The 2,573-nt window shown below is 67.1% G+C and carries 2 protein-coding genes and 1 pseudogene; all 3 read right to left on the bottom strand.

What is annotated here, in order from left to right; translation table 11 throughout:
* Window positions 1-367 (bottom strand): annotated as a pseudogene (locus ACE3TU_RS21300) (hypothetical protein); the annotation flags it as partial.
* Window positions 364-720 (bottom strand): hypothetical protein, encoded by a 357-nt coding sequence (locus tag ACE3TU_RS21295; protein ID WP_374627862.1) that lies wholly within the window; start codon window positions 718-720, stop codon window positions 364-366. The pseudogene ACE3TU_RS21300 and the gene ACE3TU_RS21295, both read right to left, overlap by 4 nt.
* A gap of 96 nt (window positions 721-816) precedes the next feature.
* Window positions 817-2,573, bottom strand: a 1,757-nt coding sequence (locus tag ACE3TU_RS21290) for a methyl-accepting chemotaxis protein (RefSeq protein ID WP_374627861.1), incomplete at its 5' end; no start/stop codon positions are given.

Here is a 2,573-nt window from a genome sequence, read left to right as displayed (position 1 = left end):
GGTGATGCACCGCAACCAGCACGGTGCCGAGCAGGATCGCCCGGATGTCGTAGAGCAGGGCGCACAGCGCCAGGCCGGCGAAGAACGCCATGTGCAGGTCGATCTGGATCGGGTTGCCGCGTGCGGCGATCAACAGGGCAACCACCTCGGCCATCATGACCGACACCGCCGTCAGCCGGAAGGCAGCGGAATTGCGTGCCGCGAGGCCCGTGACGAACAACACCAGCATGGCGCCTCCCGCCAGCATGCCGGCAAGCCCGACTCCGCCCTGCAGCAGCAGTTCGGTGGCAACCGACGCCAGACACATGGCCAGTGCGACAGCGGCGATCACATAGGAGGCACGGAGGCGCAGGGCATCGATGTTCATGAGAGCTCACCAGGTGCAGGAGGGGACGAGACCGGACCGCAGACGCCGGTGGCCGCGACGATGAAGAGGGCGCCTTCGGACAGAACCCGGGCCTTGAAGCCGACATCCCGCGCGTTGGCGATGGGGATGTTGTCGAACCGGCTGCCGCCGGCAAACCGGCCGCCGGCCGCCAGCACTGCCGCGTAGGCCCCGGCGGCATCGACCCAGGGCGGGAAAACCACGGCCATATCGCCGGTATCGGGCGGGGCGTAGGCCGACGCGCTGCCCGCCGCCACGGCCATCAGCGCGACCAGGGCTGCCGGGACGAGCGCGAGCAGACGCACCGGTTCGTCCGGGATCGTCGTATCGGGCATGTGTGTTCCCCCGAGACGGATGCCGTCTCGGAGGTAGCCTACGCACGCGATGTTAAGAAAGCGCTGACTGTCCGCGCCGGTATCGGCCGGGCCGGGCTAGAACTCGTTCCAGTCTGCGCTGATGGCGGCGTTGCCGGAGCTGAGATAGGCGCGCTTCGTCGCCTGCCGGGTTGCCTGGGCGCTTCGCCGCGCTGGCGGTTCGACGCTGGTCCCGCCCGCATCGCTCACGGTGAATACCGTGACGACCCGGTCGAGCTCGCTGGCCTGCGCCTCCGTCTGCTCGATCGCTGCATTGGTCTGTTCCACCAGCGCAGCATTGTGCTGGGTCATCTCGTCGAGCTGGCGCACCGCCACGTTCACCTCGTCGATGGCAGAGGCCTGGCTCCGGCTTTCCCGGGAGATCCCTTCCAGCAGCTCGAGATTGGTGCGGGCGTGGACGGCCATTGCCGCGAGCTTGTCGGCGGCATCGGTGACGAGCTTCGAACCGACCCGCACTTCGGTCCCGCTCTGCTCGATCAGCGCCTTGACCTCCTGCGAGGCGCCGGCCGCCGACTGGGCGAGGCGGCGGACTTCGACCGCGACCACGGCAAAGCCCTTGCCGGCCTCCCCGGCCCGCGCCGCCTCGACCGAGGCATTGAGGGCGAGCAGGTTGGTCTGGAAGGCAATGTCGTCGATCATGCCGATAATGTTGGAGATCTTGCCCGACGACGTGGTGATGCGCTCCATCGCCTGCGTCGCCTGCTGCATCACCTCACCGCCCGCACTTGCCGCGTTCGAAACGCTGACCGCATTGTTGCTGGCCTCGGCCGCCCGATGGACGTTGTCGTTGACGGTCTGCGCCAACTGCTCCATCGCGGCCGAAGTCTCCTCGATCGTCGCCGCCTGCTTGGTGGTCCGCTCGCTGAGGTCGTTGATGCCCGAGAGGATCTCGCCCGTCGCGAGCTTCAGCGTCCCCGAAGCACCGCGCAGGTTGCCGACGATCTCCTCGAGGCGATCGGCGACCGCATTGGTATCGGTCTTGAGCTTGGCGAAGGCACCGGCATATTGGCCGTGGATGCGATGGGTGAGATCGGTGTTGGCCAGAGCGGTCAGCACCGCACCCGTCTCGTTCAGCCCGCGCTCGACCTCGCCGACGAGGTTGTTGACGCTCTCGCCGAGCTTGTTGAGTTCGTCATCGGCGAATTCCGTGCGCACCCGCTGCGAAAAATCGCCCTCGAGCGCGGCATCGACCACGGTGCCGAACGCGCGCTGCAGTTCCTGCATCATGCGGCGGCGCTCGCTGGCGCGCGACTCGTGGCCGGCCCGATCGGCCTCGGTCATCTCCTCGACCTTGAGGCCATTGAGACGGAACATCTCGGCTGCCGCGGCAATGTCCTTGAGTTCCTCCCAGACCCGTGAGCCGTACACCTCGACGGTGTAGTCGCCTTCGGAAATGCGCTTGATCTTGCTCGAGATGTCGCGCAACCGGCGCAGCACGTAGCCGGCAATGAAGGCGGTCATGCCACCGATGGCGATCACCAGTACCGTGTAGGTGACCAGCTGACTCACATTGCGGAAGAACTCGGCATCGAGCAGCGCCTTGCGACGGGCCTGGCTGTCGAGCACGGAGTAGGTGCCGAACCAGTCGGCGCCATCCACCATGGCCTTGGTCGAATCGGCGAGCCGCTGCGCGGCGGCATCGAAATCCGCCATCAGCTTATTGCCGCCTTCCGGGCCCTGGGCGACATAGGCTGCGGCCATCTGCTTGCCGGCCTGGTAGTAGGCCGGAAACTCCGCCTCGAGCTGTCGGACGGCATCGGCGATGACCGTCTGGTCGTGTTCGAGCGCGATGCTGCGCGCCAGCTCCGCATCGG

The organism is Devosia sp., assembly GCF_041917035.1.
Taxonomy (GTDB): Bacteria; Pseudomonadota; Alphaproteobacteria; order Rhizobiales; family Devosiaceae; genus Devosia_A.
This window is presented reverse-complemented; position numbering and strand designations above follow the sequence as displayed.